The organism is Micromonospora sp. NPDC049101, from assembly GCF_040648675.1.
Classification (GTDB): Bacteria; Actinomycetota; Actinomycetes; order Mycobacteriales; family Micromonosporaceae; genus Micromonospora.
Map to the genome: position 1 here is coordinate 1 of NZ_JBEZED010000044.1, position 18,030 is coordinate 18,030.

Annotated in this window: 16 protein-coding genes; 6 read left to right on the top strand and 10 right to left on the bottom strand. The window is 73.1% G+C overall.

Features of this window, described 5'->3' with window-relative positions; genetic code table 11:
* Both AB0B57_RS35395 and AB0B57_RS35400 read left to right on the top strand, forming a co-directional pair.
* Positions 1–1,006, top strand: a 1,006-nt coding sequence (locus tag AB0B57_RS35395) for a glycosyltransferase family 4 protein (RefSeq protein WP_357080367.1), incomplete at its 5' end; no start/stop codon positions are given.
* A gap of 266 nt (positions 1,007–1,272) precedes the next feature.
* Complete coding sequence (locus AB0B57_RS35400; protein WP_357080370.1) at positions 1,273–1,917, top strand: maleylpyruvate isomerase N-terminal domain-containing protein; 645 nt, start codon at positions 1,273–1,275, stop codon at positions 1,915–1,917.
* A 290-nt stretch (positions 1,918–2,207) separates the two neighbouring features.
* Here the strand turns inward: AB0B57_RS35400 and AB0B57_RS35405 are convergent, their stop codons facing one another.
* From AB0B57_RS35405 to AB0B57_RS35420, 4 genes are all read right to left on the bottom strand, one after another.
* Positions 2,208–3,491 (bottom strand): citrate synthase, encoded by a 1,284-nt coding sequence (locus tag AB0B57_RS35405; RefSeq protein WP_357080373.1) that lies wholly within the window; start codon positions 3,489–3,491, stop codon positions 2,208–2,210.
* Between the two features lie 163 nt (positions 3,492–3,654).
* The gene (locus tag AB0B57_RS35410; protein WP_357080376.1) at positions 3,655–5,658 is read right to left on the bottom strand and encodes a sulfatase-like hydrolase/transferase; all 2,004 of its coding nucleotides are present in this window, start codon (positions 5,656–5,658) and stop codon (positions 3,655–3,657) included.
* Positions 5,651–7,081, bottom strand: coding sequence for a class I SAM-dependent methyltransferase (locus tag AB0B57_RS35415; RefSeq protein ID WP_357080379.1), 1,431 nt, complete (start codon positions 7,079–7,081; stop codon positions 5,651–5,653). The genes AB0B57_RS35410 and AB0B57_RS35415 overlap by 8 nt, the downstream gene beginning before the upstream one ends.
* Positions 7,082–7,098: 17 nt before the next feature.
* Entirely contained in the window at positions 7,099–7,248 is a 150-nt protein-coding gene (locus AB0B57_RS35420) for a hypothetical protein (protein ID WP_179778832.1), read from the bottom strand.
* Between the two features lie 189 nt (positions 7,249–7,437).
* On the opposite strand from AB0B57_RS35420, the gene AB0B57_RS35425 reads away from it, so the two are divergent.
* Positions 7,438–8,292 (top strand): arginase family protein, encoded by an 855-nt coding sequence (locus AB0B57_RS35425; protein ID WP_357080383.1) that lies wholly within the window; start codon positions 7,438–7,440, stop codon positions 8,290–8,292.
* A gap of 28 nt (positions 8,293–8,320) precedes the next feature.
* Here AB0B57_RS35425 and AB0B57_RS35430 read toward each other — a convergent pair whose 3' ends face one another.
* The 5 genes from AB0B57_RS35430 to AB0B57_RS35450 all read right to left on the bottom strand — a co-directional run bounded on the left by AB0B57_RS35430 (position 8,321) and on the right by AB0B57_RS35450 (position 14,375).
* A complete protein-coding gene (locus AB0B57_RS35430) occupies positions 8,321–9,517 on the bottom strand; it encodes a dolichyl-phosphate beta-glucosyltransferase (RefSeq protein ID WP_357080511.1) in 1,197 nt (398 codons plus the stop codon).
* Positions 9,518–9,588: 71 nt separating this feature from the next.
* Positions 9,589–11,757, bottom strand: a complete 2,169-nt coding sequence (locus AB0B57_RS35435) for a glycosyltransferase family 39 protein (RefSeq protein WP_357080386.1) — start codon at positions 11,755–11,757, stop codon at positions 9,589–9,591.
* Positions 11,758–11,801: 44 nt separating this feature from the next.
* Positions 11,802–13,307: a HAMP domain-containing sensor histidine kinase gene (locus AB0B57_RS35440; protein ID WP_357080387.1), complete on the bottom strand. Its 1,506-nt coding sequence runs from the start codon at positions 13,305–13,307 to the stop codon at positions 11,802–11,804.
* Positions 13,285–14,031 carry a response regulator transcription factor gene (locus AB0B57_RS35445; RefSeq protein WP_357080390.1) on the bottom strand — a complete coding sequence of 249 codons (747 nt, stop codon included), beginning with the start codon at positions 14,029–14,031 and terminating at the stop codon, positions 13,285–13,287. The genes AB0B57_RS35440 and AB0B57_RS35445 overlap by 23 nt, the downstream gene beginning before the upstream one ends.
* A 113-nt stretch (positions 14,032–14,144) precedes the next feature.
* Complete coding sequence (locus AB0B57_RS35450) at positions 14,145–14,375, bottom strand: hypothetical protein (RefSeq protein ID WP_357080393.1); 231 nt, start codon at positions 14,373–14,375, stop codon at positions 14,145–14,147.
* 189 nt (positions 14,376–14,564) lie between these two features.
* On the opposite strand from AB0B57_RS35450, the gene AB0B57_RS35455 reads away from it, so the two are divergent.
* The 3 genes from AB0B57_RS35455 (at position 14,565) to AB0B57_RS35465 (ending at position 17,437) form a co-directional block, all read left to right on the top strand.
* Complete coding sequence (locus tag AB0B57_RS35455) at positions 14,565–15,530, top strand: serine/threonine-protein kinase (protein WP_357080396.1); 966 nt, start codon at positions 14,565–14,567, stop codon at positions 15,528–15,530.
* A 68-nt stretch (positions 15,531–15,598) separates the two neighbouring features.
* Positions 15,599–16,024 carry an OsmC family protein gene (locus AB0B57_RS35460; RefSeq protein WP_355033508.1) on the top strand — a complete coding sequence of 142 codons (426 nt, stop codon included), beginning with the start codon at positions 15,599–15,601 and terminating at the stop codon, positions 16,022–16,024.
* Positions 16,025–16,588: 564 nt separating this feature from the next.
* Positions 16,589–17,437: a hypothetical protein gene (locus AB0B57_RS35465; protein WP_357080400.1), complete on the top strand. Its 849-nt coding sequence runs from the start codon at positions 16,589–16,591 to the stop codon at positions 17,435–17,437.
* 11 nt (positions 17,438–17,448) lie between these two features.
* Here the strand turns inward: AB0B57_RS35465 and AB0B57_RS35470 are convergent, their stop codons facing one another.
* Positions 17,449–17,997 (bottom strand): ATPase, encoded by a 549-nt coding sequence (locus AB0B57_RS35470; RefSeq protein ID WP_357080403.1) that lies wholly within the window; start codon positions 17,995–17,997, stop codon positions 17,449–17,451.
* Positions 17,998–18,030: the final 33 nt, after the last annotated feature.

Genomic DNA, 18,030 nt, shown 5'->3' on the forward strand with positions numbered 1-18,030 from the left:
CCAGGCCGGCGCCTACGACGTCATCCACGCCCACGACTGGCTCGTCGCCCACACCGCGATGACGTTGCGCGACCACCTGGACCTGCCCCTGGTCAGCACGATCCACGCCACCGAGGCGGGGCGGCACCAGGGCTGGCTGCCGGACGAGATGAACCGCACCATCCACGGCGTCGAGCAGTGGCTCACCAGCGAGTCCAACCGGGTGATCGTCTGCTCCGGTTACATGCGCGACGAGGTCAACGCGCTCTTCGGCGTACCGGCCGGACGGGTCGACGTGGTCGCCAACGGCGTCGAGCCGCACCGCTGGCGGGTGCCCGCCCGCGCGGTGGCCGCCGCCCGCGCCCGGTTCGCCGGCAACGGCCCGCTGGTCACCTTCGCCGGCCGCCTCGTGTACGAGAAGGGCGTCCAGCACCTGATCGCCGCGCTGCCCGGACTGCGCGAGCGGCACCCGGGGCTGCGTGCCGTGATCGCCGGCGACGGCCCGTACCGCGCCGAACTGGAGGCCGAGGTGCACCGCCGCGGCCTCGGCGGCATGGTCACCATGCCGGGCTTCCTCGGCGGCACCGACCTGCCGGCGCTGATGGCCGCGTCCGACTGCTTCGCCGTGCCGAGCATCTACGAACCGTTCGGCATGGTCGCCCTGGAGGGCGCGGCGGCCGGCGCACCCCTGGCCGTCGCCGCCACCGGTGGCCTCGGCGAGATCGTCGAGCCGGGCGTGACCGGGATGACCTTCCGCCCGCACGACCCCGACGGGCTCGCCGACGCCGTGGACGCGCTGCTGTCCGACCCCGACCGCTCCCGCGTGCTGGCCCGCCGCGCCCGCCGGATGGTCCACGACCAGTACGGCTGGACGGCGATCGCGCAGCGCACCGCCGCCAGCTACGCCGCCGCCATCGCCACCGACGCCGAGTTCACCGCCCACCGTGCCGAGCAGCGCATGTCCCAGGGCCGTAGCCTCCCGGCGCTGCCCGAGGGCAACCTGCTCGCCGCCGCCGGCCTGCGCTAACCCGCACGCTGCTTTTTCCTTGATCGACTCGGTTTTCTTGAAGTCGGGGTGTCCCGGTGCTGAGGACCCCCCGACTTCCTGAAACCCGAGTCGATCACGCCGTGCGCGGTCGGCGGGCCGCTCGGCGGCGGCCGGCCGGCGCTCCTTGGCCCGGCCGGCGCTCCTTGACCCGGACGGGCGCGGCCGTTGGGCCGGAGGGTCGCGCCCGCCAGCCCCGCCCGTTGCGGCCGTCAGCCCGACCGGTCGGCGCCTGGCAGAATGTGCGGATGTCTCGTTCTGTCGACGCCCTGGATGCCGCCTTTCCGATCGCCGCCTCGATCGCTCTGGAGCTGATCCGACGCCCGGAGGTGACCGCGCGCTGGTCGGACCCGAGCGCGCTGCCCCACCTGTCCGTGGGGGGCCTGGCGTGTCACCTGGGGCGTCAGGCGGTACGGGCGGCGGAGCTGCTGCCGCTGCCGACGGACCTGACCACCCTGGAGTCGGCCGACGACCACTACGAGCGGGCGACCTGGGTCACCGAGGGTCCTCCGGACGAGGCGTCGGTCGCGTCGGGTCCCGACGAGGCCGAAGCCGTACGGGGGCCGGCGGAGCTGCACGCCCGTTGCGCTCAGTCGCTGGAGGATGTCGGCGACCTGCTCTCGCGCGGTGCCGCCCGGGACGTCGTGCCGATCCCGTGGCAGGGCTGGGCCCTGCGCCGCGGTGACTTCCTGCTCACCCGCCAGTTGGAGATCGTGGTCCACTCCGACGACCTGGCGGTGAGCGTCGGCGTGCCCACGCCGGAGTTCCCCGCGGAGGTCTTCGACCCGGTGCGTGACCTGCTGGTGCGGCTGGCCGTACGCCGTCGTGGTCAGTCCGCGCTGATCAGCGCCCTGAGCCGCGGCGAGCGAGCCCAGGACATCTCCGCCTTCTGACGCCCCGCCATCGGGTGCAGCCGCAGCGAGTCGGCGGCACCCGCCTGGCCTCCGCGGCCCGTGATCGACTCGGATTCCCGCAAGTCGGGGTGTGTGCCGGCGTGATCGACTCGCCTTCCTGAAAGTCGGGCCATCCACCGCACCCGGACACCGCGACATCAGGAAAACCGAGTCGATCAAGCGCAGGCCCGCCGACGGGACGACGATCAAGTCGACCGGGGTCGTGGGGAAGGCCGCAGGCCGCCGACCCGGAGGGGTCGACGGCCTGCGGTAGTGCTGGGGACGAACGGTCAGCGCTCGGCGAAGGGGACGTAGTCCCGCTCGGGGGCACCGACGTAGACCTGCCGCGGACGGCCGATCTTGGTCTCCGGGTCGCTGATCATCTCGCGCCACTGGGCGATCCAGCCGGGGAGCCGGCCGAGCGCGAAGAGCACCGTGAACATCTTCGTCGGGAAGCCCATGGCCTTGTAGATCAGGCCGGTGTAGAAGTCCACGTTCGGGTAGAGGCGACGGGAGACGAAGAAGTCGTCGGCGAGGGCGATCTCCTCCAACTCCATGGCGATGTCCAGCAGCGGGTCCGGCTTGGCCATCCGGCCCAGCACGTCCTGCGCGGCCTTCTTGACGATCGCCGCGCGCGGGTCGTAGTTCTTGTAGACCCGGTGGCCGAAGCCCATCAGCTTGACGCCGTCCTCCTTGTTCTTGACCTTGCGGACGAAGGAGCGGACGTCGCCGTCGCCGGCGTGGATCTGCTGGAGCATCTCCAGCACCGCCTGGTTGGCGCCGCCGTGCAGCGGGCCGAACAGGGCGTTCACGCCGGCGGAGACCGAGGCGAACAGGTTGGCGTTGCTGGAGCCGACCAGGCGGACTGTCGACGTGGAGCAGTTCTGCTCGTGGTCGGCGTGCAGGACGAACAGCATGTCCAGCACCTTCGACATCACCGGGTCGACCTCGTACGGCTCCGCCGGCACGCCGAACGTCATCCGCAGCAGGTTGTCCACGTACCCCAGGGAGTTGTCCGGGTAGAGCAGCGGCTGCCCGATGGACTTCTTGTAGGCGTACGAGGCGATGGTCGGCACCTTCGCCATCAGCCGGACCGTGGAGATCTCCACGTGCTCGGAGTCGAACGGGTCCAGGCTGTCCTGGTAGAAGGTGGACAGGGCGCTCACCGCGGACGACAGCACCGCCATCGGGTGGGCGTCCCGGGGGAAGCCGTCGAAGAAGCGACGCATCTCCTCGTGCAGCAGCGAGTGCCGCCGAATCCACTCGGTGAACTCGGCCAGCTGCTGCTCGGTCGGCAGCTCACCGTAGATGAGCAGGTAGGAGACCTCCAGGAAGGAGGACTTCTCGGCCAGCTGCTCGATCGGGTATCCCCGGTAACGCAGGATCCCCGCGTCGCCGTCGATGTAGGTGATCGCCGATGAGGCCGCCGCGGTGTTGACGAAACCGGGGTCGTACGTCGTCATCCCGGTTTCCTTGAGCAGCTTGCTCACCCCGATACCGGCGGGGCCCTCGACCGCTGGGTGCACCGGCATCGACAGCTGCCCACCGGGGTGATCGAGCTTGACTTCCGTCATGTGGTTCCTCGCTTCGCCGGCAGATCTACGTTGAATTGCCTTCGCTTCTACCGTAATTGCGGCTCCGGGGACAACGCCCGCCGTGGTTCGGCGGTGAGGTATGCGTCACCCGATTCCCGACCGGGCCAGCGGGAAACCCCGCTTCCCAGTACCCGAGACCGACTCAGGACAGTGCGAGGCGCCGCAGCGTACCGTCCGTCGTGACCTGGAAGACGTCGAGCTGGTTGTTGCCGGCGCGGAACAGCCTGTCGTCGGTGAGCAGCGCGGCGAACCGGCGTCCGCCGGGGTCGGCGGGCACCGCCGGTACGACGGCGCCGATCCGGCCGTTGACGGCCACCGCCAGCAGTGTGCCGTCCGGGATCCGGTCCGGGACGTCCCCCCAGACCAGCGCCGGGAGGGTGCCGGTGTCCGGGTCGGTGGCCGTGAACGCGGCCAGGTCGGCCACCCGGGCGACGCCTGCGGCCGGGCCGGCGCGCACCTCGGTGCCGACCAGGGGGTGTGGCGTCGGCGGTGGCGGTGCGGCGGGCACCCCACCGGGGAAGGTGACAGGTTCGCCGGGGCGGTCGTAGAAGTGTTTCGTACCGTCGGTGCGGGGGGCCTGCCGGGCGGAACGCCCGTCGACCCGCCCGGGCAGCCGGATGTTGGCCTCGTCGGCCACGGTCGGCAGCAGGTCGACGTGTTCCCAGTTGCGGTCGTCCACCCGGCCGGTCTGCTGCCGGGGCTCCTTGACGAACATCGGCACCCAGGCGACCTCACCGGCAGCGGCCTTGATCGCGTCCAGGCCCCGGCCCTGCGCCCCGGGACGGAAGCTCACCCCGTGGTCGGCGGTCACCACGACGAGCGCCTGGTCGTAGAGGCCGCTGGCGCGCAGCGTGCGCAGGGTCTCGCCGATCAGCCGGTCGGTGTAGCCGAGTTGGGCGAGGTGGCGTTGCCGGGCCAGGTCGATCCACCCGGCGCCGTCGTTGGGCAGGTCCCCGGGGGCGTCGTAGCGTGCCCCGGACGGCAGGTACGTCCACGGTGAGTGCGGCATCAGCAGGTGCAGGAAGTGCAGGGTGGGCCGGGTCGTCGGCTTCAGCCCGGCGAGGAAGCGGGTGAACCGGGCCGGTTGGTTGTCGTCCAGGCTGTCCCAGCGGAACTTCGGGTCGGCCGGCACCGGCTCGGCGGCGTCCAGACCGGCCTCGGCCCGGGTCTGCTCACGGTAGGAGTCCTCCGGGTCGACAGCGCTCTCCGTCGGCCCGGCGACCCGACCGAGCAGCTTGCCGGTCTCCCGGACCAACACGCCGAGCCCCTGTTCGGGGGCGACAGGTTGTTCGCAGCGGCTGGGCGGGCACAGCCGGGTGATGGTCTCCTCGGCGCGGATGTCGTAGAGGCCGCCGAAGGCGGTGAAGATGTTGTCCGGGTACTGCGAGTAGTGCGGGGCGACCTGCCGCGCCGGATAGCGGCCGGTGAGCATCGCGGGCAGCGCGTTGGGTGTCCAGCCGCTGACCCCGGTGGCGTTGCGGTACCAGGTCGAGGCGCCGGCCAACTCGGCGAAGTGCGGGTACCTCGTCGCGTCGATCCGCCCGTCGGCACCGAGCAGGCTGACCAGCGGCAGCTCGTCGAGGATCAGCATGACCACCGGCGGGTGCACGCCGGCGCCCTGCGCGGTGCCGGCCGCGCCGCCGTCGCCGCGCGGCAGCACCACCGCCGAGGTGGGTGAGACGAGCAGGAACAGCGCCACGAACGCCACCGGCCCGGCGGCGGCCAGTCGCAGCGCCCGGCGCGGCGCCCGCCACCGCCGGTGTGCGACCGCGCCGCCGGCACCGAGCACCAGAGCCACCAACAGCAGGGGTACGCCCCGAAGCGGCGTCACGTGTCGGCCCACCTGTACGGCGAGGGCGGCGAGCAGCAGCCCGACCAGCCCGGTGTGGGTGTGGGCGCGGGCGGTCCGGCCGGCCAGTCGACTGAGCGCGCCGAGCAGGGCCACCGCGGTCGTGGGCAGCACCGCCACCAGGGCGGCCAGCAGCAGGATCTGGGCCGGGTCGGCGCGGTGGAAGAGGAAGAAGTCGGGGCTGCGTCCGAGCACGTCCAGCAGTGGCTGGGTGACGACCAGCCCGACCAGCGCGACAATTTCCAGCAGCCGGCCCAGCTCGCCCCGCCAGCCCCGGTCCCGCTGCGGTTCAGCCACCCATCACCGTCCGGTAGAGCGTGCGGGTGCCCGAGGGCAGTTCCAGTCGGTCGGTGATCCGGCCCCGGGCGGCGAGCAACGCCTCGAAGGTGTCGCGCCGGTAGTCCGGGAAGAGGCCGGCGGGCTTGTTGGCCAGCAGCCGGTCCGCCATCGGGTCCTCCGGCCCGACGAACTCCGCCACCAGCGCCCCGCCGGGCACGGTCAGCCCGGCCAGCCAGTCGACGACCTCCGGCAGCGGCACGTTGCGCCCGATCGCCAGGTGGTGCACCACAGCCAGGGCGAGCACCACGTCGGCGCAGGCCCGTTCGGCGAAGCCGGCCCGCTCGACGCCCCGCCAGCCTCCGCCGGGCGACGGGTCGGCCAGGTCCAGCACCAGCGGCAGGATCCGGCGCTGGCCCTCGGCGCGCAGTGTGCGGTACAGCTCGTCGACCACGGCCGGGTCCTGCTCGACGGCGACCACGTAGTCGGCGTGCCCGACGGCCAGGCGGGAGTATCGGCCGTCGTTGGCGCCGAGGTCGAGCACCAGGCGGGGGCGGGTGCCGGCGGCCACCGCGGTGGCGACGAACTGCTCCTTCGCCACCCGGTCCCGGGCCGAGTAGCCGCAGGTGCGCTGGTAGTCCGACCAGTGGCTCTCGGCCGGGCGGTGGTCCAGCTTGCGGACCAGTTTCTGCATGCCGCGTACGGTGGCCAGCAGCAGCTGCGGGGAGAAGCCGGCGGCCCGCAGTTGGTCGCGGACGTCTCTGGTGCTGGCGGCGGCGTTGCGTTGCTGCATGGCGCCGTGCAGGTGCAGGTGGGTCAGCACGCCGGGGCGCAGCCGGCGGACCCCGCCGAACAGCGGTCGGAGTTCGTCGGCCTCGATGCCGTCGACCCGGGCGCGCAGCCACGGTTGGAAGTCGACGCCCAGGTGGGCGGTGAGCATCAGCGGATAGAGCACGGTCTGGCAGAACTGCCGGTAGCCGGCCCACGGCTCGCCGTCGCGGGCCGGCTCGAAGGAGCCGATGTCGATGAAGACCGGCTCGGCGCCACGCCACTGCAGGTTGTACGCCGAGCCGTCCTTGGTGGTGAAGCCGTCGGTGAGCGCGGCGCGCAGGATCTCCAGGTGCAGCAGGGCGGCGTCGCGCAGCATACTGAACGACCACTCGTACGGGTGGGAGACGAACGGGATGCGCTCGTGGCGCAGCACGGCCGCCCACCCGGCTCCGGTCGTGGCGGGCACCAGCGTCGACGGGGCGTCCTCGGTGGCGCAGACCTTGCGCGCGGCGACCAGGGCCGGGAAGAACGTGCTGCCGGCCAGGGCACGCCAGTGCTCGGCGGCCCGGGGGTCCAGCCCGCGCAGCACCTCGTCGCCGACGTGGAAGACGCGGTTGGCCGGGTCGCGGAAGGAGGCCGGCTCGGGTCGTACCTCGGTGGGTGAAATCGCCATCGTCGGGACCGGCCCGCTCACCGCTGGTCGGTCGGTTGCCGGCGGAACCGGTCGACCAGGCGTCGCCAGTAGAGCTTCGCGGCGACCGCGGCGCCGGCCACCCCGCCGACGACCGCCTGCACGATCAGGCTGCCGGATCCCGCGTCCAGGTAGGCCAGATGTCTCACCGATCGCTCCTTGCCCTCGCCCGTCCTGACCCCGGTCCCAGGCGTACACCAATGAGGCTTTTGACCTAGATAGCCGGACTTGTCCCTCACCGTACGCTGATCGCCATCCGCGTCGCGGGCACATTCGTGGACTCCCAGCCTCGCCACAGAATGCGACCCGGAGACCGACCCCGCCGGTACGCTGCGGACGTGCGCTGGGTGGTGGTGGACGCGCCGTTGGACTCCTCCGGAGCCGGGCGCGGCGAGCAACGGGCGCCCGACGCGCTGCGCCGGGCGGGCCTGCTGGACGCGCTCGCCGCCGACGACGGCGGGCGGGTCGACGAGGCGTGGTTGCGCGACCCGGTCCGCGATCCGGCGAGCGGGGTGATCGGTGCCGCCGGCCTGCGCCGAGCGGGCGCGGCCATCACCGCACGGGTCGCCGCGGTGCTCGCCGACGGCCGCCGACCGCTGGTGCTCGGCGGGGACTGCGCGATCCTGCCCGGCATCTGCCCGGCCCTGCCCGCGGCGACCGTGCTGTGGTTCGTCGACGCCCATCCGGACTTCCTCGACGGCGCGACCTCACCGACCGGCGAGGCCGCCGACATGGACCTCGCGGTGGTCACCGGGCACGGCCCCGCCGCCCTCTCCTCCGGCGGCGCGTTGCTCGACCCGAGGCGCGTACACCTGCTCGGGCACCGCCCGCCCACCGACGAGAGCAGCACTGTCGAAGCGGCCCGGATCGACCCGGCGATCCACCAGGTGCCCGCCGAGGAGCTGCTGCGCCGGGGAGCGGGGACGGTCGGGGCGGGCCTGGCGGCCGACGGGGACGGCCCGGCGTGGCTGCACCTCGACCTGGACGTGGTGGACCCGCGCGATCTGCCGGCGGTGACCTACCCGGAGCCGGACGGGCCCCGCTGGGCGGACCTGATCGCGCTCGTCACCCCACTGGCCCGCGCCGACCGGCTGCTCGGGATGAGCGTGACCGACCTGAACACCGACGAGGACCCCGACGGACGCCACACGCGACGCGTCGTCGAGGTCCTCGCCGAGGTGCTGGGCCGCTGACCGCCGGTGCCTCAGCCCCTTCGGTGGCTCAACTTCTTCGGTGGTGCATGCCGAGGCGCAGCAGCACGAAGCGCAGCACTGTGGCGGCCAGGTTCGCGGCCACCAGCACGGCCAGCTCCACCGGCCGGGCGGGTACGGCGTCGGCGGCGTGCAGCACGGCCAGCGAGCCGCTGGTCAACGCCAGGCCGAGCGCGAAGGCCAGCAACCCCTGCAGGTGATGCCGGCCGGCGTGCCGGCGTCCGCTGATGCCGAACGTCAACCGCCGGTTCGCGGCCGTGTTCGCCACCGCCGTCAGCAGCAGCGCCAGCAGGTTCGCCGGTTGCGCGCCGAGCGCGCCCCGGGTGGCCACGAACAACACCAGGTACGCCAGCGTGCTGGCGACCCCGACCGCCGCGAACCGGACCAGTTGCCGGGGCAACCCGACCGGCACCTGTCCCGGCGGCGTGGCCGGGCCGGATCGGGCCCGCGGCCCGGTCAGCGGCGCCCGGCCAAGCTGCGCGCGTAGGTCGGTCAGCGGCAGCGCGCCGGTCACCAGTGCCCGGCCCAGCCGACCCACGCCGCGCAGGTCGGTGAGGGCGGTGGCGACGATGTCCACGCGGCTGTCCGGGTCGTCGACCCAGTCCACCGGCACCTCGTGGATCCGCAACCCGGCCCGCTGGGCGAGCACCAGCAACTCGGTGTCGAAGAACCAGCCGGTGTCGCGCACCAGGGGAAGCAGCTCCGCGGCCACGTCCGCGCGGATCGCCTTGAACCCGCACTGCGCGTCGGAGAACCGGGCCGCCAACGCTCCCCGCAGCAGCAGGTTGTAGGCCCGGGAGATCACCTCCCGCTTGGCGCCACGCACCACCCGGGAGGTACGCGCCAGCCGCGTGCCGATGGCCAGGTCGGAGTGGCCGGAGATGAGCGGCGCGACAAGCGGCAACAGCGCCGCCAGGTCGGTGGACAGATCCACGTCCATGTACGCCAGCACCGGCGCGGACGACGCGGACCAGGCGGCGGACAGCGCCCTCCCCCGCCCCTTGGCGTCCAGGTGCAGCACCTCGACGCCGGGCAGCTCACCGGCGAGGCCGTCGGCCACCTTCAGGGTGTCGTCGATGCTGGCGTTGTCGGCGATCGTGATCCGGAACGGGTACGGGAAGTGCTCGCGCAGGTGGGCGTGCAGCCGCCGTACGCACGGCCCGAGGTCGGTCTCCTCGTTGTAGACCGGGATCACCACGTCCAACACCGCACCGGCGGCGGGTCCGGCCTGGGCGGCGGCACCGGCGTGTACTGCGGCCCGGGGGCCGCTCAGCGCGGTCACGACGCCTCCGTGCCGCTGCTCAGGTCGTAGACGGTGACACCGTCGACGGTCTGCGCCGTGAACGTCTCCGCGACCCAGGCGGCGATCTCGCCGGAGGCGGAGCTGCCGCCGTTGGCCCGGAAGCCACCGCCACCGATGAAGTAGTGGATCTGGTGATCGGCGACGTAACGCTGGAACTGCGCGAGGGTCGGCGACGGGTCACTGCCGTTGAACCCGCCGATCGGCATCACCGGATCCCCGGTGGCGAGCTGGTAGCCGGAGGCGTTGTTGGAGCCGACGGTGGCTGCCACCCACGCGTAGTCGGCGCTGTCGCGCTCCAGCAACTCGCGCAACGCGGCGCTGGGTTCGCGGGCGTCGAGCAGCCCGCCCATCCCGCCGCCGGCCGAGCGACCCTGCCCACCGGGCGCCTGGCCACCGGGCGCCTGGCCACCGTCACGGCCACCGCCGGGGAAGCCGGGGAACTGGCCACCGCCCGGGAACTGGCCGCCACCGTTCTGACCGCCGCCGGGGAACCGGCCGCCGCCCGGGAACTGGCCGCCACCGGGGAACTCCATGCCGGCGGGCGGTCGCCCAGCGGGGAAGCCGCCGCGCCCGGCCGCCACGAACGGGCCGGCGCTCGGGATCGCCCCGGTGTGCGGAGTCGCGGCGGTCTGCGCCGCGTACGCCACCGGGCCGGCCAGCGCCACCGCCGCGCCAAGCCCGAGCACCACCGGCACCAACCGGCGAGGCAGCCGGGTGGCCAGCAGGAGCAGCACCGCGCCGATGAGGCCGGCGACGAGCACGGTGGTCCGCAGCCACGGGTACCAGTCGGGGCTGCGCCCCAGCAGCACCCACGCCCACCACACGGTGACCGCGAGGGTGCCGGCGAGCGTCACGGTGGCCACCAGCGGACGCCACCGCTGCCAGCGCGAGTCGCCCGCCAGGGAGTCAGCGGTTGTCGGCAGCGGGTGGCGCTGCGGCCAGAGCACTGTCACACCGCTGCCGACCAGCGCGCCGACCGCCGGGGCGAGCGCCACCGTGTAGTAGGCGTGGAAGATCCCGGACATGAAGCTGAAGATCAGACCGGTGACCAGCAGCCAACCGCCCCAGAGCAGCAGACCGGCCCGGGTGCGGTCGGTGCGGGGGGCGCGACCGGCCAGCACGAGGCCGGCGACCAGCAGGATCAGCGCGGCCGGCAGCAGCCAGGAGATCTGGCCACCGACCTCGCCGCCGAACATCCGCAGCAGGCCGGTCTGACCCGAGAACGGGCCGCCACCACCGCCGCCCGGCCGCGCGCCGCCGCCGACGCTGCCCACCTCCTCGCCGGTGATCCGGCCGAGGCCGTTGTAGCCGAGGGTGAGTTCCAGGATGCTGTTGCCCTGCGATCCGCCGATGTACGGGCGGGCGCTGGCCGGAACCAGTTCGACGAGCGCGACCCACCAGCCGGCGGCGACCACCACTGCCAGACCGGCCAGCAGCAGTTGCCGGACCCGCCGCCACAGCCCGGTCGGCGCGGCCAGCAGGTAGACCCCGGCGAAGACCGGCACCACCAGGAACGCCTGGAGCATCTTGGTGAGGAAGCCGAACCCGACAAGCGCGCCGGCCAGCACGATCCACCGGGTGCTGGCCGACTCCAGAGCGCGCACGGTGGCGTACGCGGCGGCGACCAACAGCAGCACGAGCAGCGCGTCGGGGTTGTTGAACCGGAACATCAGCGTCGCCACCGGGGTGACGGCGAGGACTGCTCCGGCGATCAACCCGGCGGCCGGCCCGTACCAGCGTTTGACTGTCGCGTGGAGCACGCCCACCGAGGCGACGCCGCAGAGCGCCTGCGGGATGAGCATCGCCCAGCTGTTCAGCCCGAAGACGCGGACGGACAGGGCCATCAGCCACAGCGACGCGGGTGTCTTGTCGACGGTGATGGAGTTGGCGGCGTCCGACGAGCCGTAGAGGAACGCCTTCCAGCTCACCGAGCCGGCCTGCACGGCCGCCGCGTAGAAGGAGTTCGCCCACCCGGAGGCACCCAGGCCCCAGAGGTAGAGCAGGGCGGTGGCGAGCAGCAGGACCACCAACGCGGGCCGGGCCCAGGCCGGCGCGGAGCGCGGCGGCGGCGAGTGCTCGTCGGGGCGTGTGGCAGTCGGTGGCTCGGGTGCGGCGGGTGTCTGCAGGGTCTCTGTCGTGTCCATGCGGCCAGCCTCGATGGCCGGGCTGGCGCGACGCCGTGCGCTGCCTATGCCTCAGCTGTGGGATTCGGCAACCGGACGCTGAACAGTGTCCGACCCGGACGGCTGTCGACGCCGACAGTGCCGTGGTGGGCCTCGACGACCGCCGCGACGATCGCGAGGCCGAGGCCGGTGCTGCCATGGGCACGGGACCGAGAGCTGTCACCCCGGGCGAACCGCTCGAACATCTCCGGTTGCAGCTCCACCGGCACCCCCGGGCCGTCGTCGGCCACGGAGAGCACGGCGCTGTCCTGGTCGACGGCCAGCGTGGTGACGACAGTGCTGCCGGGCGGGGTGTGCACCCGGGCATTGGTCAGCAGGTTCGCCACCACCTGATGCAACCGGGCGGCGTCGCCGGGCACCCAGATCGCCACGTCGGGCAGTTCGAGCTGCCAGCGGTGGTCCGGGCCGGCGACGTGCGCGTCGCTGACCGCGTCCACCACCAGGGCGGTCAGGTCGACCGGGTCCGCCGCTAGCGGCCGACCGGAGTCCAGCCGCGCCAGCAGCAGCAAATCGTCGACGAGGCTTGTCATCCGGGTGCTTTCCGACTCGACCCGTCGCAGCGCGTGCGCCACGTCGGCGGGCACCTCGTCGCGGCCACGGCGGGCCAGCTCCGCGTAGCCGCGGATCGCCGCGAGGGGCGTGCGCAGCTCGTGGCTGGCGTCGGCGACGAACTGGCGTACCCGAGTCTCGCTGGCCTGCCGCGCGGACAGCGCGTCGGCGACGTGGCCCAGCATCCGGTTCAGCGCCGCGCCGACCTGGCCGACCTCGGTGCGCGGATCGGTGTCCACGGCCGGGACCCGGACGGCGAGCGCCACCTCGCCGCGGTCCAGGGGCAGCTCGGTGACCCGGGTGGCGGTGGCGGCCACCCGGTTGAGCGGGCGCAGCGTGGCCCGCACGATCAGCGCACCGGCGGCACCCGCGATCAGCAGCCCGACGGCGGCCACCCCGGCCTGGGCGGCGAGTTGTCGCCGGACGGTCTCCCGCACGCCAGCGAGGGGGACGGCGACGACGCGTACCCTGCCGTCCCAGTACTGCCGGGCCACGGCCCGGTAGTCGCCACGGGCACCCAGGTCGACGGTGCGCGGTTCGACGCCGACCGGCAGGTCCGCCAGGGTGGCGACCTCGGCGACGGAAACGGTCTGCTCGTCGGGGAACGGATCGTCGCTGGACGGGCTCTTGGTCAGGGTCCGTGCGCTGGTCACCCGACCGTCGACGATCTCGGCGACCACCGTGCCGGACGGCGATCCGGGTGGGATGGCCGGCCCGCTGCCCGGAAAGGCCGGCCGTCCCGGACGGTCCCCCCGCATGACCGTGGCGGGCGCCAACTCCGCGTCGAGCCGGTCGATCAGGACGTGCCGCAGCGCCACGGTGCTGAGGCCACCGATGGCGACGCTGACCACCGCCAGCAGCGCGACCAGGGCGAACACCAGTCGGGTACGCAGCGAGCGGCCGGCCAGCCACCGGCGGGCGGCGCGCAGTGGGCGGCGGCTACTCGGCGGGTTTGAGGACATAACCCGCACCGCGCAGCGTGTGGATCATCGGCGCCCGACCGGCGTCGATCTTCTTGCGCAGGTACGAGATGTACAGCTCCACCACGTTGGCCTGGCCGCCGAAGTCGTAGTGCCACACCCGGTCCAGGATCTGCGCCTTGCTGAGCACCCGGCGCGGGTTGCGCATCAGGTAGCGCAGCAGCTCGAACTCGGTGGCGGTGAGGGTGACCAGGTGGCCGTCGCGGCGTACCTCGTGGCTGTCCTCGTCGAGGCTGAGGTCACCGACGGTGAGGACGGCGTCCTCCCGGGCGGCGACGGCGAAGCCGGAGCGGCGCAACAGCGCGCGCAGCCGGGCGATCACCTCCTCCAGGCTGAACGGCTTGGTCACGTAGTCGTCGCCGCCGACGGTCAGGCCGGCGATGCGGTCCTCCACCGCGTCGCGGGCGGTCAGGAAGAGCACCGGCACGGTCGGGGCGTGCTCGCGCAGTCGGCGCAGCACCTGGAAGCCGTCCAGGTCGGGCAGCATCACGTCGAGGACCACGGCGTCCGGCTGGAACTGTCGGGCGGCGCTCAACGCCGCCATGCCGTCGCCGGCGCTGCGCACCTGCCAGCCCTCGTAGCGCAGCGCCATCGACAGCAGGTCGGCGAGCGTCGCCTCGTCGTCGACGACCAGCACCCGGACGGGTTCGCCGTCGGGGCGACGCAACTCGATCCGGCTCGGCGCGACCTGCCCGTTGGTGACCATGGCCCCCATCGTGGCCGCGACGTCTGTGCCACGGCCCTGCGGGAGCTGTGTGCCAGCTGGGTGGCCGGCCCGACGCGACGCCGACGACACCACCGGTCAGCCCCGCCTCGTGGTCACTCGGACACCCCGGACGCGTCGGTGCGCACGAACCGCATGCTCCAACCGCCCGCGTCGTCGGGCCTGTCGCGTTCGTAGAGGTGGTCGGGGCCGGGCTGCACCGGACCGGTGCCGTCCGGGTGCCGCATGATCCACCGCTGGGGTGGAGCGCCGTCCGACCCGGCCGGCAGCAGCCGGACCAGACCGTCCGCGGGACCGCCGACGAAGCGTACGGTGACCTCGCTCATCGCGGCGCCCCCTCGGGTGACCGGGCCGGCACAGTCGGTGACGCCGGCTCTGGCTCGCAAGTTACCGCACCCGTCGTCGCGCCGCAGCGAGGTGCGCCGGGCCGGTGCGCTGTCGGTTTGCCCAGCTTGGCGGCCGGGTACCGCGATCGGAGCACCCGCCGTCGGCGGAGTGAGGGCGAGGAGTGGTCGATGCGCACACTGGACGGGCGGTATCAGCTCGAGCAGCGTATCGGCGTGGGTGGCATGTCCGAGGTGTGGCGGGCGCACGACCAGGTGCTGGACCGGCCGGTCGCGGTGAAGCTCATCCTGCCCGGCCCGGACGACCAGGACGGCCGGCACCGCCAGGGCGGCCCGGTGGACCGGATCCGCGCGGAGGCCCGGTCGGCCGCCCGCCTGGTGCACCCGAACGTGGCGAGCGTGCACGACTTCGGCACCGCCTCGACCTGGCCGGGGCGGGCGGTGCCCTACATCGTGATGGAGCTGGCCGAGGGCGAGACGCTCGCCGCGCACCTGCGGGCCGGGCCACTGGACTGGCGGATCTCGGTGCGGGTCTGCGCGGAGGTCGCCGCGGCGCTGGCCGCCGCACACGCCGAGGGCATCGTGCACCGCGACGTCAAGCCCGCGAACGTCATGCTCACCCCGTCGGGCGTGAAGGTGCTCGACTTCGGCATCGCCGTCCCCGCCGGCGCACCCGATTCGACCCCGACCGGCATGGTGCTGGGCACCCCGGCCTACCTGGCGCCCGAGCAGCTGCAGCGGGCGCCGGCCACCCCCGCCGCCGACATGTACGCCCTCGGCGTGCTGCTCTACTACTGCCTCACCGCCCGCCTGCCGTACCACGCGGCCACCACCACCGAACTGCTCGGCGTACGCCGTGAGCAGCCGCCGAGCCCGCTGCCCGAGATCGACGGGCTCCCGCCGGAGGTGGCCGAGTTGTGCCACTCCTGCCTGGCCGACGATCCCGACCAGCGCCCGACCAGCATGGTCGCGGCACTGCTGCTGGCCGAGGCCGTGGACGCCCGGGTGTACGTCCCGATGACGATCCCGGCGCCCCGCCGGCCGACCTCGACGTCGCCGTGGACCGAACGGGCGGCGGCCGAGGTGACCGAGGCGGTGGCCATGCTCGACGAGCCGAACGGGGCCTCCGGGCGCTGACGTGGGCTCAACGGCGTTTCGGCGGGCGGCGGCCGGGTAGCCGAGCCGGTGAGCGACGGGAGAACGCGATGCCGGATCAGAGTTCCTGGCTGCGTGAGGCCACAGCGACCGCCGAGGGCGGTCACGTACGCACCGACGACGGAGGGCTCTCCACCCCGCTGGCCTCGCCGCTGGCGGCGCACTGCACGGGGTTGAGACCAGAGCAGTTGCTGGCCGCCGCCTTCGCGTCCTGCCTGCACCACGCGGCGGTGGAGGCGGCCGGGGAGATCACCGACGAGGCGCACACCGTGCAGGTACGGGCGGAGGCGAAGCTGGGGCGCGACGACGACGGCCTGTACCGGGCCGACGTGCACGCCTCGATCTCCTCGGCCGGCCTGAGCCGAGATCAACTGGCCGACCTGGTCGAGTACGCCGACCGGCTCTGGCCGTTCTCCAGCGGCGACGCCAGCCGGCATCGACTGACTGTCACACCGGCGGAGAACGGCCGACACTGAGATCCGCCGCTCGCCGACGCCCCGGCCTCACTCGGCCGCCCTGTCGCATGATCGTGCTCGATCCTGGTTGTCAACGCCGTTGCGTTAGGGAGCGGGTTGGGCCCGGCTTGGCGATCATGGAGTTGTGGTGCCGACTTTGGGGGTTTACGGGCGTTCTGTTACCCACCCCAACTCCATGATCGGCGAGGCAGTGCTGGTTGACGAACAGCCGTTCCACCTAACGTAACCGCGTTGTCCTGGTTGTAGTGGCATCGTTCGTCGCTGAGGCCCCTCTTTCCAGGATCGAGCACGATCATGCGACTGCGTGAGGCGGTGCTGACCTTTCGGTGGACTCGACATCGGGCAATCGGTGGATCCGGCGGGCGCGGCTGGATTATCGACGGCAGGCGTGAGTACCCGACCACAACCGACCGGCAAATCGGGAATAACCGTCTGGCCCGATCCGCGAGGGTTGTGGCTCTGCTCCACTTTTGGTGCTTGAAGTCGCCACGATCGGGGCAAATTGTGGCGCATGCCACCGTAAGGGCCGATGGCATCGGGCGGTCGCTTCTCTAGCCTCGTCAGGTGCATCCCGACGACCCCACCGACCAGAAGCTGACCGACGCGCGCCCGACCACCCCTTCCGGCGACGCCGCATCAACCGAACGGACGATTGGCCGTCACCGCGTCCCCGAACCGCCCCGGCGTTCCCTGCTGGGCTCGACCCCGGTCCGGGTGGCCCTGGCCACCGGTGTCACCTGCTGCCTCAGCCTCGTCGCGGTCGCCACCGCCCGGGGCAACGACGACGACACGCCCCGCACGGTGGAGCCCCTCGCCGAGGCGGTGGCCGACCGGGCCGCCATCGCCGACGAACGCGCCTCCCGCTCGCTGGACCGTGACCTCGCCCCCACGCGGATCCTCCCCAGCCCGACGGCGACGCCCACCCCCGCGCCGACCGTCGCCCGCAAGGCGCCCAAGAAGCCGGTCAAGCCCCGCCGACCCCGACCGGTCGCCGGCCTCGACCAGGCACAGATGGACAACGCGAAGATCATCGTGGACGTCGGGCTGGGCATGAAGATGCCGCGCCGCGCCCTGGTGGTGGCGCTGGCCACCGCCATGCAGGAGAGCAACCTCTACAACCTGGCCAGCGACGTCCTCCCCGAGTCGGCCGACTACCCGAACCAGGGCAGCGGCTCCGACCACGACTCGCTCGGGTTGTTCCAGCAGCGGCCCAGCAGCGGCTGGGGCACGGTGGCCGAACTGATGCGCCCGTCGTACGCCGCGCGGGCCTTCTACAGCGCCCTGAACGAGATCCCGGGCTGGCAGGACATGAGCGTCACCGCCGCCGCCCAGGCCGTACAGATCTCCGCCTACCCCGACGCGTACGCCCAGCACGAGGATCGGGCGGCCACCGTCGCCGCGGCGCTCACCTGAGGCTCATTTTCTCAGCGCCGGCCGGATGGCGGCTCCGCGCCCGGATCCAGCCCGCCGGCCGACACCCGACTCCCCGGTACGCCGGCAGCGGCGGTCGGGGTGTCGGCGGGCACCTGATCCGGCGTCACCTGAGCGAGGATCTCGTCCACCCGGGCCTCGCGCCGCCGCCGGAGGTACAGCGCCGCCTCGAAGTCGCGCCGGGCTTGCACGGCCCCCTCGTACGCCCGCTCCCGCACCAGTCTTGCCTCCGCGCGGGCCTCGTCCAGCTCGGCACGGGCCTGGGCCAGGATCTCGGCGGCCTCGCGCCGCACGTCGTCGTCGGGGTGCCGGGTGCCGGCGGTGTCGCCGAGGTGCCGGGTGCCGGCGGTGTCGCCGAGGTCGAGCCGTTGCAGGAGCCCGCTGAGCCAGGCCGCCTCCTGCCGGATCTCGTCCCACTCACGGGAGGCTTCGGCGGCACCCTCGGCACGCGCCGCGAGCCGGGACAGCCGGATCCCCAACTCGTCCAGGCACGAATCCACCTGCCGCGTGTCGTAACCGGACTCAACGACGGAGAATTTCATACTGTCGCCCCCCAGGCAGCTGCTGTTACTTCC

What these genes read in the sequence shown, in the direction of transcription:
- AB0B57_RS35405 (WP_357080373.1), bottom strand. Translation starts at nt 3,491, where the DNA reads ATGACGGAAGTCAAGCTCGATCACCCCGGTGGGCAGCTGTCGATGCCG.
- AB0B57_RS35445 (WP_357080390.1), bottom strand. Translation starts at nt 14,031, where the DNA reads ATGGTCACCAACGGGCAGGTCGCGCCGAGCCGGATCGAGTTGCGTCGC.
- AB0B57_RS35400 (WP_357080370.1), top strand. Translation starts at nt 1,273, where the DNA reads ATGTCTCGTTCTGTCGACGCCCTGGATGCCGCCTTTCCGATCGCCGCC.
- AB0B57_RS35455 (WP_357080396.1), top strand. Translation starts at nt 14,565, where the DNA reads ATGCGCACACTGGACGGGCGGTATCAGCTCGAGCAGCGTATCGGCGTG.
- AB0B57_RS35470 (WP_357080403.1), bottom strand. Translation starts at nt 17,997, where the DNA reads ATGAAATTCTCCGTCGTTGAGTCCGGTTACGACACGCGGCAGGTGGAT.
- AB0B57_RS35435 (WP_357080386.1), bottom strand. Translation starts at nt 11,757, where the DNA reads ATGGACACGACAGAGACCCTGCAGACACCCGCCGCACCCGAGCCACCG.
- AB0B57_RS35460 (WP_355033508.1), top strand. Translation starts at nt 15,599, where the DNA reads ATGCCGGATCAGAGTTCCTGGCTGCGTGAGGCCACAGCGACCGCCGAG.
- AB0B57_RS35450 (WP_357080393.1), bottom strand. Translation starts at nt 14,375, where the DNA reads ATGAGCGAGGTCACCGTACGCTTCGTCGGCGGTCCCGCGGACGGTCTG.
- AB0B57_RS35415 (WP_357080379.1), bottom strand. Translation starts at nt 7,081, where the DNA reads ATGGCGATTTCACCCACCGAGGTACGACCCGAGCCGGCCTCCTTCCGC.
- AB0B57_RS35440 (WP_357080387.1), bottom strand. Translation starts at nt 13,307, where the DNA reads ATGTCCTCAAACCCGCCGAGTAGCCGCCGCCCACTGCGCGCCGCCCGC.